Here is a 16,960-nt window from a genome sequence, read left to right on the forward strand (position 1 = left end):
TATAAATAATCGCGATTAATTATCATCCATCTACTACTACTTATACTTCTTTAGATAAAACCTATCGTTCTTTCAAGCTTACTAATTGATATATCACATCTGCAGCTTCTGCACGACTAACCATTTTTTGTGGTCTAAAATAACCATCTTCATAGCCTTTGATAATACCTGTTGCATATGCTTTTAGAATATATGGCTGATAGTCAGGACCAATAGCATCATAATCTTTTATGTATGATTTATAAGATGATAAATCGGACGTTTCTTCATGTCCAATAATGTTCATAAGGATTTTTACCATTTCTTCTCGGTTAATGGGCTGATTATATCTGCTTATATAATCGTCTTTTTTAATCCACCCTAAAGAAATGGCTTTCTCAATGGAATCAGACGCCCAATGTCTATCATGTGACACATGTGCATCCTCATCTATTGCTCGCAATACAAGCACAATAAATTCTTCAATAGACATCTTCTGGTGTGGTCTAAAAGATTGATTGTCATAACCAGTAATTCGCCCATTTTGTTTTAAAAAAGCTATGGCATCATAAAACCAATCTGAGGGATTTACATCGGTGAAAAAATCATATTTATTACTAAGTTGCCATTGTTTACCATCAAGAGACATAAATATATCCCTCTTATTAATACCTCTTCCTATTGTAAAAAATGCACTTCCATCCCAGTAAATCTTATTAATCTCTAATCCATTAATCATGGCATGAATTTCCATCGTATCCTTCTGAATATCAACAACGATACCTTGAATATCATCCGTATACATCCAATGAGACATCTTACCTGCCATTAACATCTTATGGTTCCCCATAGCTAGACTTCTAAAATCATATATATGTGAACGATCACCAATAAATTTCTCATCTTGACTCGTCCAATCTTGTCCATTTATGGATAAGAATAGTTGACCGTTTTCCCCTAATGCCCTATATTGTCCATCTATATAAGCAATCTCATTTATAGCACATTCATCTTCTAATACTACCTCTGTCCACTGGTTAGCATCTGTAGAAGTCATGATAAGTGGTTTCTTTATATCCTCAATAATAATACTCCCTACTGCAATAAATTGATTATCTTTGTAAAGAATATCATTTAAAACCATCGTGGGTTCTATAAAATGCGTCTTCCAGTTCTGGCCATCCATTGACGTCACGATTAAACCTGCTCCTACGGATACAATCATGTCTTGATTAGAATATACACCTCTTAGATTTAAAGACTTTTCTTCTATATGTATAGGATGTTTTTCCCACATTTTTCCATCCGTAGATGTCAGTATCGTATCTTCTCCAACAGCAATGAAACGATTATTCCACCAAGTAATGGCGTTTAAGTTACGGTCAGTGTTTATATCAATGGTTTTCCATTCTATTCTATCTTCTGATAAGAGCATCGTTCCTTTATCACCAACAATAACGTACTTATGCCCTTTATGTAATATGTCATTTAATGATCTTTCTTGCAAATGATTAATAGCTTCAGTCTCCGCATTTATTGGATTAGAAAACATGACTAACATAAATAGGAATAATAGGTTCATTATAAGCAACAATTTTCTCAATGAAATATTCTTCATTTGGATAACATCCTTTCAACACGTTTACATGGGATATCTTACAAAAGGCAATAATTCCTACTTCATTCATTTTCCTGATTATGTAAATAAAATATATTCACCATGTTATGATGTGTGTTTTATATCTCTGTTTATTTAATAAAATTTGTTATTTTTATACATATTTTATCACTTTAACGTAATTATGTCTATATTATTTTTTATTTCATTAAATTTTAAGGTTAATTTAAGTTTTATTTCTTTTTATAATTTAATCATAAATAGAATTATTATCACAATGTTTCTAATAGTTCATTGTCCATTATCATGCAACTTAATTTGAATATATAGCAACCTGTTCCAGAACCGTTTATGATTGTTATTATCTGTGATATATTATCCATATAAGGTACCTTATTGGGAGGTAGAGGATGAAATTCAAACTAATATGTAGTAAAAAAAATGAATACACACTAAGAAAACAATTAGAAAATGCCGGATTTGACATATCAGATGATGCAGACTTTGTTATTTCTGAGTATCATAAACCAAAAGATTTTTTAATGGGACGTATCCATGAAACCTATGAGGTATTACCCCTTAATACCATTCTTTACATAGAAACTTTTGGAAAAGAAGTCATTGCTCACACGCAAGACCAACAATATGTGCTTAGTGAGAAATTGTATCAATTAGAAGAACAGCTGGGTGAACAAGGGTTTATTCGTGTCAATAAATCACAATTGATTAACATCAAACACATTCTCGAAATTAACCCTTGGTTTGGTCAAAAATACAACATTACCATGAAGAATCATACAGAAATTGATGTCAACAGAACTTATTATAAGCGTTTTAAGGCATATTTTGGAATCTAATACATTGAAAAGGAGGAATTGCATTCATGAAAATGTTACTTGACCGTATTATAACGTATGCTGCAACAGGACTTGTTTTTTTTAGTATCAATATTTTTATTAGACGTCCAGATGCAAGAATGGATATTTTTTATTATATTGCTATCGGTATCATGATAGGCTTTATTATAGATTATTTTATGCCATCTAAAGTTTTTGCAAACCCGTTTTTGAGGTATGTATGCCCTACATTAGTATTTAATCTTATTGTATTCCTTTGGAATCTTATTTTATCAAGTGATGATGCTTTTTTACGTAATCCTAGTTATTGGTATACCTTGGGACTATTAAACATTGTATTTATTCTTGCCAGTTACCTGTACCGCCAAAAATACTTGAGAGAAAAAAAACGTATACAGCAATTACTGGAACGAAAAATTCAAGAAACCAATAAATAAACATTCATAAAACAAAAGAGGGTAATAAGAGAAAAAGCTAATGCAGTCATCTTGGCCACATTAGCTTTTTAACCTTATTGTAATTTACTCTTAATCAATGCAACCACATCTTGAACATCGACGTCTACCATTTCATCAAGATGACGGTCTTTCACTTCCACAATACCTTCTTTTGCTTTTCGCCCAACGGTTATACGGTAAGGTATACCAAATAAGTCAGCATCAGCAAATTTCTTGCCTGCAGCCATTTTCCTATCGTCTAATAGTACGTCAATACCTTCATCTTTTAGAAGGGTATAGATTGATTCTCCCAGTTCAGCTTGAGCTGCGTCTTTCGTATTAACCACAGTTACCATCACACCATATGGTGTCACACTGTCTGGCCATACAATACCTCGATCGTTGCTATGCTGATCAACGATTGCCGCAAGCGTTCGTGAAATACCAATACCATAAGAACCCATAACAAAGTAATTCTCTTTGCCGTTCTCATCTAGGAAGGTTGCATGTAATGAGCGTGAATATTTATCACCTAATTGAAAGATGTTGCCCACTTCATTACCGTAATCTATAGCCAGTGGTTTACCACATGTAGGGCACACATCATGTTCTTCTACCATGAGTAAATCCTCCACCACTTCACCGGTAAAATCTCTACCATACTGTACACCTTTTAGGTGATAGTCACGTTCATTAGCGCCAACAATCAAGTTAGGTATCTGGGTGATACGACTGTCTACAAGTAAGCGAACCTTATCGTTTGTGAGCACTTCTTCTGACAGCATAGGACCAACAAATCCTGGGATAGACCCAAGTACACTTTTAATATCGTCATCACTGGCTAACTGCATATCATGTTCAGCAACACCAAGATGATTAATCAGTTTGATTTCATTCACATTTCTGTTGCCTGGTATCATGGCTACAACGATTGTGTCCAGTACCTTATATACAAGAGATTTAGCAAAGCGATGCCCTTCTATTTTGAAGAATTTCTCCAGATCTTCAATGGTTGTCACTTTTGGTGTATGCACCTTCTCTACTTCCATGGCATCTTCTTCAATAGCATAGGCAAGTTTTACCACTGCACTTTCATCTGTTGAAGCATAATCACAAGCAGGACAGAAGACAAGACGTGTTTCACCTACTTCTGAAAAGGCAATAAATTCATGAGAAGCACTACCACCCATAGCACCAGAATCACCTTCTGCAACCATAACTTTCAGCCCGCAACGTTCAAATACCCGATCATAAGCTTCCCACATTTTAGCATAGGATTCTTTTAGGGATGCTTCATCCCGGTCAAACGTATAAGCGTCTTTCATAATAAACTCTTTACCACGAATCAGTCCAAAACGAGGTCTAATTTCATCACGGTATTTATTCTGAATCTGATAGATGCTCAGTGGTAACTGTTTATAGGAACTCAATTCGTTTTTAATTAAGTCTGTGAAAGCTTCTTCATGTGTTGGTCCAAGACAATACTCTCTTGTGTTTCTATCTTTTAATCGGAACATTTCTGGTCCAAATTTCTCCCATCTTCCACTCTCTTTCCATAACTCTGCTGGTAATAAAATTGGAAGAAGTGACTCTTGTGAATCAATGGCATCCATTTCTTCTCTAACAATCTGTTCAATTTTACGAATGACCCGATATCCTAACGGCAAATAGGAGTAAGTCCCTGAACTTAATTTACGAATCATACCTGCCCGTACAAGCATCTGATAGCTTAATACATCTGCATCTGATGGACTTTCTTTTAGGGTTGGTGCATATAATTTTGATACTTTCATCATCATTCCTCCTATTATTTTTTTGTGCTGAGTTGGTTAAGGCAATACCATCAGCTATCAACAATGCATTGGCTTTTGACGACAATTAATAAAAAGTAAACACCAGCAAACAACCTTACTACATTAAAAAAACCCCATCCCCAAAAGGGACGAAGTCGTCGCGTTACCACCCTCGTTAAATAGACAAGTTACATGTATCTATTTATCTCATATCCTTGGTAACGGAAGGGACCGCTATGCTTTCACATAGAACTCTGAGATAGGTTCAATAGGTCTTTTACTAAGAATCTTTCAGCTGGTAGATTCTCTCTCTGTTTGCATAGTTTCCCATTTACTAATTCTCTTCAACGTTATGATGCACTGATTGAAATTATATCAATTATAATGTTTCTATAGGTTTGTGTCAACCCCATTTGCATATTCTTTACATTATTTCTTACATAGAAGCTATGTATGAATCATGAGGAAGTGTTTTATGATTACATCATATGTATTATTATATTCATTTATATTTATTATGGTACGCATGCAATATAATCAAATGACATTCTGAAATACATAAACTCTCTTTCTATATTTGTATAGCATTATTTTTTGATTTTTACAAATGCTAATGGTATTATATCCTTATTCACTATAACCTATTTTTATGGATTAATAAAAATATCAGCCCTGTGAGGTGCTACCATGCTAAATCTGTTTGGTATTATTATAACCGTAGGCATTTATTTGGCAGTAATGAAATATCATCGATATCCAAAAGTAAAAGAAATATTGGACAATCTTTTTTGGAGAGAGATTTTTTTTGCAAAAAGAAATGATAAAAAAATTGGCATTACTTGGTTTAGAAGAGTTGTTATACTAACTCAGTTTATGTACATTTTTGGTATTGTTGGAAACGTTATAAGTTTTATTAAAGAACAGGATATCACATTCTTATTGATGATGGTATTGTTTATAATAGCATGGCCTTTAATGTTTCGTGCAGTTATTTATATCCAAAGAAAAGTATGGGGTATTCACTAGGTTATATTTCTTATTCATGACACTAGCTTTTCTATGATGGAATTGAATCTCCTTGTTGTTTCTGATAATATGATAGTACATTGAATTTATAAGTCATTAATGGAGGCGAAATATTTATGGCAACATGGGGTATACATATAAGAATTGCAGAAAAGTTATTGGACAAGTATGGAGATTTGGATGAAGTGAGTTTCTTAGTAGGAAATATTGGACCTGATTGTGGTAAACCCAATGAAGATTGGAGTTCTTTTACGCCTTCTAAAGAGGTAAGCCACTGGATGGATGAAAATAGAACCTTTCGAGCTGATTTGTTTTATAGTGAATATCTAGATAGTCCTCTATCCGATAAAAAGGAACGTTCTTTTTTACTTGGTTATTATGTACATCTATTGACAGATAGAGCGTGGCGTAACATGATCAATGATAAGAAAGAAACCCATGAAGCATATGCTCCACTAATAGAAGATAAGTCATTTATATGGACCATAAAAAAGGACTGGTATGATTTAGATTTTAAGTATTTTAGAGATCATCCAGATTGTATTTTCTTCAGGACCTTCCAACACATTACTTCCTTTCCTAACTATTTAGATTACTATCCAGAAGATGCAATTATCAACCAAGTAAGATATATTACAGCGTTTTACACATCGCCACATGATAATCTAGATAGGGACTACAAATATTTGACCATGGATGAGATGAATATATTTATTGATAACACTATTGATATGATAGTTCGCAAATTAAATTGAATCATAATATTTAAACCACTGATAATGTCAAAGAAAGTAGTACATGCAAAATGAAGTGAGATAGATATCATATCCCACTTCATTTTTATTTCTAAACGTTTTATAATTATGCAGCAACTTGAAGCTCTAACACACTCACTGCTTCGGATATATCTTTAATACGGTCATCTTCTAGGGCTTTGTCAAAACCATGTTTATTCATGAAGTCTATCAAGACTTCATCCATAGCACCAAATTCAGCAACGACTTTTTTGCCTTTGAACATCAAATAACCATCGCCTCCTGCAACAAGGAAATCATTGGTAACAAGAGTATACGTTTTGGTTTTATCGACTGGTTTTCCACCGATCATCAATGTCGTCACACGGTTACCCGCATCTTTTGAAGCATCAAATTCCACTGTCATTCCAGCAATATGAGGAAATGCGCCTTTAGCTTCTGGATAGGAATCAATACCATGTTCAATAGCTGTTATAATATCTGCACCTGTTAATTCAATAACTCTTACGGTATTTCCATATGGCAATACCGTTAATACTTCTCCTTTTGTCACAGGTCCTGCATTGATTGATGAGCGGATTCCGCCACCGTTAGTTAATGCAACATCTGCCTTTGAAATATCTAATAAAGCTTCAGCTAATAGGTTACCTAGATTGGTATTACCTGTTCTTACCAATTCTTTTTCACCAACAAGTTCAATTGGGGATTCTGCAACAACTTCTTCCGTTATGGTATCATTAGCTTTCTTTATCCCTGCAATAATTTCAGTCATTTCTTTGTCATCTTCTAAGGCTGCAGCTTGCTCTTTCTTGAACATTCTCGCTTGCTTTTTGACAACTTTTCCATCTTTTATAAGGAGTTCAACAACACCAACATTTCTAGTTTTTTCTCCAGCAGTAACAATTAGCGTCTCGTTAACCATACGACCAAAGTCATAAGTTGAATGTGAATGTCCATCTACAATAACGTCAATACCTGTTACTTTTTCAGCTAATTTATCCGTCGTATACTCACCTTCTTCACCAATGTGAGCAGCAGCAATGATGATATCAGCGCCTTGATCTTGTAATTTTTTAACCATTTTATCAGATGTCTCATAGATATCTAAGAAAGTTAGTCCAGCTGTATTGTCTGGATGTGATTTGTAAGTTGTCTCAGGTGTTGCTAAACCAAAGATACCCACTTTTAAATTACCAACATTCAGTATCATGGAATCATCTAAAATTAACGCATTATCTTCCTTTACAACATTAGCAGCTAACATTGGAAAATCAAGCATTTCTGCAAGTTTTACCATCTGGTCTGAACCGTAATCAAATTCATGATTACCTGCTGCCATAGCATCAATTCCCAAAGCATTAAGAACCTTAATACCTTCTTCACCTTTTGATAAGGTCACAAGATTATGTCCTTGCAGAGCATCCCCTGCATCAATATAAAGTGTATTTGGATTCGCTTCACGCATTTGACGAACAAAAGTTGCTAATTTTGCTGCCCCCATACCATCATATTTGCCTTCAATAAAGAAGCCGTGCATATCATTGGTATGAAGGATCGTTAATGGGGTATAGCCTTCAAACTTACCTTCTTCCATTAAGTCATATACATTAACAGCCTTTACATTACGTGTTCGGCCATCTTCAGATGTTGGAATCGTAATGGTTCCTTCTTTTATCATGTTGTAGATGTCCTCTTTTAAAGGATGACTCAAATCTGCACCTATTAACTTCCAGTTATTATCCACTACCGGTAAAGCAACACCATTTTTTTCTTCCTTAATGTACTTAATGATTAAATCACGAATACGTCCAGCATCCTGCATTAAATCATATGAATCATAATATTTATCTTCATCTGTTACCCATCCATTACTTGTTAGGGTACCAAATCGATAATTATTAATGGCTAGTTTATAAGTGGCATCATCAACAATGTCTTCTCCAACAAGTTTTAAGTTAGTAATACGGCTGCCAGCAGGTTTTGAAATATCTATATCATAGGTTACCCCTGCAAACATATCATAATTATAGCCACGGATTTCAGGATCAAAACTTATGGTTACATCACCTGGTGTATAGGTGTTATAATAGCTTGCTGACCACTCCATGTAAGCCTTTAAGTTAGCACCTGTTATATTGACACCCACTAATGTATTTGGATATTTATAAATATTGGCTACATCTTTTTTCTTAAATTCACCTTTTACAAGATTCATATCTGACTTAAATGCTGCTGCAGAAGATATGGCTGAATCTGTATAGAACATTTGTACTTCATTGATTAAATCAATAAGTGCTGTATCTTCTACTTGAGTCGTTGGCATGGTTGTTACACTTGCTTCATTTGTGATGTAATCCACATTTTTCACAAAATCTTCTTCAATGGTTCCAACAACTGTATTGGCATCATCTACGGATTGGTTATGTACAAAAGCAAATGTATCCATTATACCTTGATCTTCTTTTTCTTCATAGGTCTCAAGATTCTCTGTATTCACGCCTGTTACTTCATAACCATCTGCTGTCTTTTGAATATCAATGGTAGCTTTCGCCAAAGCCCAACCGTATTTTCCTGGCTCAATAAGCTTAACACCGTTGACTTCATTTTGGTATTTCATATGGGCATGTCCACCAAAAATAACATCAAACTGTGGGAATTTCTCTGCAATAGCCTCAATACCATCATAACCATACTGTCCATCTGGTCCTAAGTGATAAGCACCTACCAACACATCGTATTGACCTTCAAGCTCTTTTATGGCTTTAGCTGTTTCTTCTGCTACATCTGTAAAGGCTAGACCTTGGAAGTGACTTGGTGCACTGGCTTCCCAAACGGGTACATTTGGAGGAATCATACCGATAACAGCCACACGAACGCCGTTTACATCAAATACTTTCCAACCATCTACATAACGTTCATCGGTGCCTTCTTTGTAAATATTAGCAGAGAGTACCGTACCGTTAAAGGCTGCAATGTTACGGTCGATTAATGATTTTTCAAAGTTGAATTCATGGTTACCAAGTGCCCAAACATCAAATGCCATTTCGTTCATGGCTTGAACCATTGGATGTACAGGTAAATCATTAAATAATTCTGCGCTGTTATCTTGAATCGTATCACCTACATCCATGACTAAAGCATCAGGGTCTTTATCTCTTTCACGTTTAAGAATAGTTTGTATTTTAGCCAAACCAGCATCTTTATCGACTGAATCTATCGCATACTCATAGGCGTAAATACGACCATGTAAATCAGCTGTACCTAAAATTGTAATCTGGTCATCGCTTGTACTGCTTGTACTATTTTTTTCAGGAATTTCAAGCTTCTGTCCTTCATAAATTAAATGTGGATTTTTGAGCTGATTATACTCCGCAAGTTTTTTGTAATCAATATCATACTTCTTCGCAATCTTCCATAATACGTCGCCTTCCTGAACGACATAACTCTTTGCAAAAGCATTGAATGGCAGTGAGGATAAAACCAACACAATCATCAAAACTAATGCAATTTTTTTGTTTTTTACCATCAATTTGACCTCCCTTAAATATTTGAAGGGTATTATGTACTGTTTACAATCCATAAGATGAATTGCTTTTATTTTATACCCTTGTATTTAGAATATCACAAAGTGAAGGTTTTGACATTATTTTTTGGAAAATTTTATGTAAAAATAAAGTAATATTTTACAATGGTATTTTTATTTAATTAGAATCCTTTGAATAACGATACTTATATAAAAAGCAAGCCATCAATGCTGTAAAGGGTACCGTTAGCACAATACCGATACTGCCGGCTAGACCTTGAATAATCTCAACGGAAAGAAAAGGTAAATTAGCCAATTGCCTATAATCCATGTTATAGCCCCACATAAGGAGCATCAAGCTAAAAGAACCTCCCATAAAGGCTAAAATTAATGTATTGGCCATGGTACCCATGATATCTTTACCAATGTTCATGCCTTTTCTATATAATGTTTTGAAAGTGATGGCTTTATCCAAGGAACTTATCTCATACATAGAGGATGAAATGGACATGGCAACATCCATAACAGCACCTAATGAGCCAATGAGAATGGATGCAAACATCAGCCCTTTAATTTTAATACCGTAATCCAGTGCCACGTAGACTAACTGTGTACCTTTGTCCAAGTGAACACCTGTAATATGGGTTAATCGACTAAACACATAGGATACGATTCCAGCTACGATAATACCACAAAATGTCCCTAAGATGGCTACTAATGTTTTTCTCCCGAACCCTCCTATGAGTAAAAAGGATACTGCTAAGGATACAACGGCACAGATAATAGAAAATAAAATAATGTTGTAACCCCTAAAAATCAGTGGCAGCAGGACAAAGATAAACAAGGTAGCTGTAAACAATAATGCTACAATGGAATCAAGCCCTTTTTTGCCTCCAAAGTAAAGTAAACATAAAATAAAAAGCCCACCAAGAATATACAAATAATTGGTGCGTTTATAATTATATACCCAGACTCTAGGACCATCATCGGCTTCACGTATACCTACAATTACATCTAGTCCCTCTTGCAACAATACATTGTGCGCTTGATCAAGCACATTGGTGGTTTTATAAATTTCACCGGCGTATTGACCTGTTTTTACCTTTAAAATGGCTTCTTGACGACCATTGACCAAACCTTGGATAACCTTATCACTGCTTAATTCTTCTTTTAAAATCTGTACAACAACTGCTTCTTCAAAATCCTGCTGGTAGTAATCCGGTAATACCATGTTCTTTTTAAACATAGGGGATAACCATATAACCAGAACGATAACAACGATGGTACTGATTAACAATAAGCGATGCAATGTTATTGATTTCATATCTCTCTCCATGATTTTCTTTTTGTATTTTTATGTGATATGCTTTATGCCATGCTTATAATAATTATATCAGAAATAAAATGAAAAAGGGACTTATTGTCGTAAATTTTACAACAAGTAAGTCCTTCTATTATACACAATATTTCATACCTTTATATGATTCAATACTCCCCGTGCATATGCAATAAATCATACGTTCTACTTCATGACAGATCTAATAATAAACATAGGAAGTTGAATAAGGTTCAATGGCCTTAATGGTAGCATCCTTAATCATAAATATTTCATATTTTTCGTCGTCATAAGGTGTTTCCATTTGTTCAATGGTTACAGTACCTTCAACCCGAATCCATGTATCTTTTTCAAAGTTAGGTGCTTCGTCTGAATCCACAAATAAACCAACAACGGAGGCATCAGCTGCACAGCACGATATCAAAAGTCGACCAACAACTAAGTTATTCTCCTGATAAAAATCTTCTCGATAGACGAATCCATCTATGGCGATGGACTTACCAATGTAATCATCTGTTCGCTCATTGAGTGCAATAAGCGTTTCCATAAACGGATCATTTTCTTCGGATGGCTCCATGACTTCTTCCGAATTTACATCTGTTGTTTCTGCAGATTCTTCAACGGGGTCCATGTCCAGTTGATCTTTAGTCTCACTGGCTGAATCATCTGGATTATTCATTATCTCCTCACCAGCCTCATTAGTGCCCTCATTCATGTCTTCATCTACATCCGTATTGACATCATCATTTATATCTCCATCTATGTCATCACCTGTATCACTTAATGTATCTTCATTGACATCTTCTGCAAGAGTTGTTGCATACTTTTCAGTTGGCACCGTGAGATCCACGCCTTTATTCTCCAACACATCAGCAGTTATTTTAGATGGATTAAGAGCAATTAAAGTAAATAACAGCAAAAAAGGAATATGACCGATTGATACTTGAAAGGATATACGCTGGTTATGCTGATATGCATGATACACGTGATACCAGCCATACAACGCTAATACAAAAAATCCTATCATGGCTATAAAAATATAGATCATCATTCTTGGATGAAGATAATACGCCATTTTACCTGTATAGAGCATCCATCCTATAATACCTGTGAGTAAGGTATAGATTAAACTGTTTGTAAGTTTTTTCCCCATCACTGCACCTCCTTACATGAATAAGAGTGATAGCATACCAAGTATAAAGCATATCACTGTAATGGTGGCAATTAATTTTATGACAAATTTTGTTTTAAATGAACTTAGGAGCATCATGGTGTTTTTAATATCTATCATTGGTCCGTAAATTAAAAAGGCTATGATTGCACTATTTGGAAATACCTTTCTAAAGGTTGCTGCAATAAATGCATCTGCTTCGGAACAAAGGGACAATACAAAAGCCAATAGCATCATGATACCAATAGAAGCAAAGGTGTTATTAGAAATCTGTGTAATCATATGTCTTGGAACTACCACTTGCATACAAGATGCTATAAACGCTCCAACGATAAGATATTTGCTAACGTCAATGAATTCTGTACCTAAATGATTTAGCACATGCTGTAACTTGCTTTTATGGGATGTGTGATGGTGATCATGATGATGGTCGTGCCCACACCCGCAGGAGGTTACTTCCTTATCTTTTAATACGGCTTCCTTGCCTGACAGCCGTTCAACAATTATGCCGATAGTTACGGCACCAATATAGCCCAGAAGACCTCTTCCTACTACAAAAATCCAATCCCCTGCAAAAGCATAATATGTAGATAATAGAACAACTGGATTTACAATGGGTGTTGCCAGCATAAATGTAATAGCAATACTTAATGGAACACCTTTTTTAACAAGACGACGCATAATAGGCACAATAGCGCATTCACAAACTGGCATAATAAAACCTATAAGTCCTGCAAGTATATAAAATCGTAATTGCTTTTTCCCAATTTTTCCTACAAGCCATTCGGAGGAAACATAAACCTCAATTAATGAGGAAACAAGTGTTCCAAGAAAAACAAAAGGCATTGCTTCAAAAATAATACTAATAAATATCACACTAAAACTTTCTAACATGTTCATCCTCCACACATCGTAAGATCACGCTTTATGACCTAACACCTTTTACTGCTGCTCTCATCTTCCAACCTTTTGCTTTTTGTTGTTCTTGCCATAATCTTGAATAGAGCCCATGGGATGCAATTAACCCTTGGTGAACACCTTGCTCAATAATTTTACCATTATCCAGTACGATAATTTGGTCTGCATACGCAATAGATTTAAACTGATGGGCTATGACAATAATGGTTTTTTCACGAACCAAATGTTCCATAGCTGATTGAATATCTGCTTCATTTTCTGGATCAAGGGAGGCAGTAGCCTCATCCAGCATCACAATAGGTGCATCTTTTAAAATAGCTCTGGCAATGGATATCCTCTGTTTTTCCCCTCCTGATAAGGAGTTGCCTCCTTCACTAACAAGGGTATCATAACCCTCTGGAAGTTTTCTAATAAACTGATCACAGCTGGCTAGTTTTGCAGCATGCTTAATTTCCTCCATGGTTGCATCTTGTTTACCCACACGAATATTGTTCGCTATGGTATCATTAAATAGATAGACATCTTGAAAGACCATGGACAACTTACTCAGCAGTTTATCCGGTTCTAATTCTGTTATGGGTATATCACCTATACGTATCTGACCAGATTCCACATCCCAAAATCGAGCGATGAGACTGGTTATGGTTGTTTTTCCAGAACCAGACTTACCTACCAAGGCAGTCATGGACTGTTCTGGAATATGACAGCTTACTTGATTCAATACATCATTTTTACCGTATCCAAAACTAACGTTATCAAAGGTAATATGATTATCGTTAGGTAAATGTCTATAAACATCATAGTCCGGTTCTTCTGTTTCAAGTATCTCTCCAATCCGCTTGGTTGAAATGGATATATACCTAAGCTCTACAAGAACGGGACCAAGGGATTTCACCACTTCAAAAAAGAAATAGCCCATAACAGCAAAAGTAAAGACATCTTTGATAGGCATATCCCCTGCAGCACTCATTTTAACAGCTAAAAACAACATCAACAAATATCCTGCATCTAAGCAGAATAGAAATATTTGTATAGGAATTGCTGTCCAAACTTCCGTTTGAAAGCTTACCTTTTTTAATTGTAACATAACTTCATCCATTCTTTCAAATCGTTTGCCTATCAAATTATACGATTTTAAAAGTTTAATGGTGGTAAAATACTCCCGAATACGGGAAGATGTATCAACAATGGTCTTTACATGCTTTCGTCCCAGATTAGCAATTATTTTACGTGCTATAAATAAAAAGATACCTGCAAATACAGCTGATGCTAATATAATGCCACTTAACTTACCATTTGTTAAAGCTAAAAAAACAAGGAGTATAATAGGTGCTATAACCGCGGCTGCCATATCTGGCAGCAAACGTGCGATGATGGTTTCAGCCTGTTGGACATCGCTAAGAAGACGTGAAGCTACATCCCCTGGATCATGTTGTTTGAAAAAGCTTAGTGAAAATCTTCTAAGTTTATCCCCCAATTTCAGCCTTAAATCAGAAGACATGGTATACGCTTTGATATAATTTAATGTCTGGCTCCACATGGAAAGGGCAATATACAGTACAAAGATACCCACGTACCACCAACAAAATTGTTTTAATATATTGTAATCTATTGCCTGCCCTGATAGAACTGGAACAGTCAGATTAATAACGATTTGATATAAAATAAGATTAAAGACGCCAGGTAAAATATTGGTAAAAAAGTTGGCAATGGATACCATCGTTATGCTTTTTCGGTTATCTTGAAAGAAATGCCATTTATTCTTTTTCATGCATGAACCTCCTTTTGGGCTAAATGCCATGCTTTTGCTCTGGTATGGGCATGCCACATGCTGTTATATAGCCCATTAAGCTGTAATAGTTCATCATGTGTACCCTTTTCATAGATCTTTCCTTGATCAACCACAACAATCTGGTCAGCTCCTACAATGGTTGATAGACGGTGGGCGATAACAATAACTGTTTTACCCTTCATTAACTTAGAAAAAGCTTCTTGCATCAAGGTTTCGTTTTCTGCATCTGCGTACGCTGTAGCCTCATCCAGTAAAATAATTGGTGTGTCTTTTAGAATAACCCTTGCCAAAGCAATTCTCTGCTTTTCACCACCACTGAGGTGCGTCTCGCCACCCTCACCAATAACTGTATTGTAGCCCTTAGGAAGCTGCATGATAAAATCATGGCATGCTGCAGCTTTTGCAGCTGATTTAATCTCATCCAAAGAAGCTCGTCGATTCCCCATTGCGATATTCTCTCTTACTGTATCCGTTAACATCTGTACATCTTGAAATACAGTTCCTACACATTCCGTAATACCTTGTGTACCCATTTCCTGTAAGGGTATTCCCCCTATGGTTATTAAACCATTGGTTACTTCCCACATCCTAGCCATTAGATTTACAATAGTTGTTTTTCCTGCCCCAGAAGGACCTACAAGAGCAGTAAATGACCCTTCTGGCAGCGATAATTGGACATCTTTTAATATCTCAGGACCTTGCTTATCATATTTGAAACCTACATGATGCATCTGGACATCAAATGCCTTAGGCTCCACTGGAACACGTGGCTCTTCAAGAGGTGATACGGCTAACACCTCATTGATTCTTTTAATGCCTGCTGTAATAAATTCCATACGTGTCACTAACATAATTGCTTTTAGTAGCCCTTGAAAGCATCCTGTCCCTAGAAGTATAAATAAAATAATGGTAGAAGCATCTGTTTTTCCCGTTTGTAAAAGGTAAATGCCCATGGGTAGAATAAATAGTCCTCCACCTAAGATAAATGTTGCTACCAAAGCCCTATAGGGTGCAGCTCCTTTTGACCATACAATCACAATCTCTCGGTAAGTACGTATGGACTCTTTTAACTTTTTAAAAGAATGAACATTGAGGTTAAACATCTTAACCACTGGCATACCATGGACAAATTCCAGCATGGTAGAATGCATTCTCTCAATGGCTTTATGATATTTTTTTGTCAATTCCTGACGGTTCTGTCCTGTTAAAATACCATGCCACATCATACAAAGAAGTACCAATGTTACAGGTAGTGGTATGGTAGCCATTAATGCCATTCGCCAATCTAATGAAAAGAGATAGATGAGTGTAGCCATAGGTAGTGTAAAGCCGGATGCTGCATCAGGAAAATGATGGGCAACAAAGCCTTCTACCGATTCCACGTCATCCTGTACAATCTTTAACATCTCACCTGAATTTTTCTTTCCCCAGAAACCCATAGGCAGTCTCCCAATATGCATTGTTAGCCGAACACGAATACGGTAAAGTAAATCAAATGCTGCAATGTGGCTAAATACAAAAGAAGATACAATAAGTAAATAACGTACAACAAGTGCTAAAAAGGCAATACCAAGCCAACTTAAGAGAGGCTCTGGTGATGCATGAGCTCCCTGCTGTAAATAGTAATCTACTATTTTAAAAATCAGCACAAAGGGTACGATAAGCAGTAAAGAGCCTAATGCAGCCAGTATAACACATATGATAATCGGTGTTTTTTTATCTTTTATTAGATCAAATAGTGCTTTCATCGTTAAA

Annotated in this window: 12 protein-coding genes and 1 other annotated feature; of the genes, 4 read left to right on the forward strand and 8 right to left on the reverse strand. The window is 35.6% G+C overall.

Translation table 11 applies throughout. The features are described 5' to 3' along the window. Positions 1-61: 61 nt before the first annotated feature. Positions 62-1,597, reverse strand: a complete 1,536-nt coding sequence (locus HZI73_RS17100; protein WP_212694587.1) for an S-layer homology domain-containing protein — start codon at positions 1,595-1,597, stop codon at positions 62-64. A gap of 410 nt (positions 1,598-2,007) precedes the next feature. Between HZI73_RS17100 and HZI73_RS17105 the strand changes: the two genes are divergently transcribed. Both HZI73_RS17105 and HZI73_RS17110 read left to right on the forward strand, forming a co-directional pair. Beyond that, positions 2,008-2,454, forward strand: a complete 447-nt coding sequence (locus HZI73_RS17105; protein WP_212694588.1) for a LytTR family DNA-binding domain-containing protein — start codon at positions 2,008-2,010, stop codon at positions 2,452-2,454. Positions 2,455-2,480: 26 nt separating this feature from the next. After that, positions 2,481-2,891 carry a hypothetical protein gene (locus tag HZI73_RS17110; RefSeq protein WP_212694589.1) on the forward strand — a complete coding sequence of 137 codons (411 nt, stop codon included), beginning with the start codon at positions 2,481-2,483 and terminating at the stop codon, positions 2,889-2,891. Between the two features lie 74 nt (positions 2,892-2,965). Here HZI73_RS17110 and HZI73_RS17115 read toward each other — a convergent pair whose 3' ends face one another. After that, a complete protein-coding gene (locus HZI73_RS17115; protein ID WP_212694590.1) occupies positions 2,966-4,684 on the reverse strand; it encodes a proline--tRNA ligase in 1,719 nt (572 codons plus the stop codon). Positions 4,685-4,826: 142 nt separating this feature from the next. Next, positions 4,827-5,041 (reverse strand) — a binding site (T-box leader). A gap of 330 nt (positions 5,042-5,371) precedes the next feature. Between HZI73_RS17115 and HZI73_RS17120 the strand changes: the two genes are divergently transcribed. Together HZI73_RS17120 and HZI73_RS17125 are read left to right on the forward strand one after the other, a co-directional pair. Further along, positions 5,372-5,710: a hypothetical protein gene (locus tag HZI73_RS17120; protein WP_212694591.1), complete on the forward strand. Its 339-nt coding sequence runs from the start codon at positions 5,372-5,374 to the stop codon at positions 5,708-5,710. 116 nt (positions 5,711-5,826) lie between these two features. Continuing rightward, positions 5,827-6,465, forward strand: coding sequence for a zinc dependent phospholipase C family protein (locus HZI73_RS17125; RefSeq protein WP_212694592.1), 639 nt, complete (start codon positions 5,827-5,829; stop codon positions 6,463-6,465). Positions 6,466-6,571: 106 nt separating this feature from the next. Here the strand turns inward: HZI73_RS17125 and HZI73_RS17130 are convergent, their stop codons facing one another. The 6 genes from HZI73_RS17130 to HZI73_RS17155 all read right to left on the reverse strand — a co-directional run bounded on the left by HZI73_RS17130 (position 6,572) and on the right by HZI73_RS17155 (position 16,953). Further along, positions 6,572-9,991 carry a 5'-nucleotidase C-terminal domain-containing protein gene (locus HZI73_RS17130; protein WP_212694593.1) on the reverse strand — a complete coding sequence of 1,140 codons (3,420 nt, stop codon included), beginning with the start codon at positions 9,989-9,991 and terminating at the stop codon, positions 6,572-6,574. Positions 9,992-10,166: 175 nt separating this feature from the next. After that, positions 10,167-11,312 (reverse strand): YibE/F family protein, encoded by a 1,146-nt coding sequence (locus HZI73_RS17135; RefSeq protein ID WP_212694594.1) that lies wholly within the window; start codon positions 11,310-11,312, stop codon positions 10,167-10,169. 214 nt (positions 11,313-11,526) lie between these two features. Further along, a complete protein-coding gene (locus HZI73_RS17140; protein WP_212694595.1) occupies positions 11,527-12,477 on the reverse strand; it encodes a TIGR03943 family putative permease subunit in 951 nt (316 codons plus the stop codon). Between the two features lie 12 nt (positions 12,478-12,489). Further along, on the reverse strand, positions 12,490-13,389 hold the full coding sequence (locus HZI73_RS17145; RefSeq protein WP_212694596.1) for a permease: 900 nt from the start codon (positions 13,387-13,389) through the stop codon (positions 12,490-12,492). Between the two features lie 31 nt (positions 13,390-13,420). Continuing rightward, complete coding sequence (locus HZI73_RS17150) at positions 13,421-15,184, reverse strand: ABC transporter ATP-binding protein (RefSeq protein WP_212694597.1); 1,764 nt, start codon at positions 15,182-15,184, stop codon at positions 13,421-13,423. Beyond that, entirely contained in the window at positions 15,181-16,953 is a 1,773-nt protein-coding gene (locus HZI73_RS17155; protein WP_212694598.1) for an ABC transporter ATP-binding protein, read from the reverse strand. The genes HZI73_RS17150 and HZI73_RS17155 overlap by 4 nt, the downstream gene beginning before the upstream one ends. Positions 16,954-16,960 lie beyond the last annotated feature (7 nt).

The organism is Vallitalea pronyensis (genome assembly GCF_018141445.1).
Lineage (GTDB): Bacteria > Bacillota > Clostridia > Lachnospirales > Vallitaleaceae > Vallitalea > Vallitalea pronyensis.